Source organism: Streptomyces sp. AB3(2024), from assembly GCF_041862025.1.
Lineage (GTDB): Bacteria > Actinomycetota > Actinomycetes > Streptomycetales > Streptomycetaceae > Streptomyces.
The window spans coordinates 1-223 of the sequence record NZ_JBGWAB010000434.1 but is presented as its reverse complement, the minus strand read 5'-3'; the positions used below and the strand labels follow the sequence as shown (position 1 = coordinate 223).

At 72.2% G+C, this 223-nt stretch carries 1 protein-coding gene; it reads left to right on the top strand.

Annotation, left to right across the window (positions count from 1 at the left end; translation table 11 throughout):
- On the top strand, positions 1-223 hold a 223-nt coding region (locus ACEPPI_RS41115; protein WP_373920327.1), incomplete at both ends, for a potassium-transporting ATPase subunit KdpA.

Here is a 223-nt window from a genome sequence, read left to right as displayed (position 1 = left end):
CTCCGCGGCGGTCGGCATGGCCGTGGCGGTGGCCCTGGTACGGGGCTTCGCGCGCTCCCGCACCGGCGAACTGGGCAACTTCTGGGCAGACCTGGTCCGCGGCACCGTCCGGATCCTGCTGCCGATCTCGGTGATCGGCGCGCTGGTCCTGGTCGCCTGCGGAGCGATCCAGAACTTCGCCGGCATCCACGAGGTCGGCCAGTTCCTGGGCGGCACCCAGCAG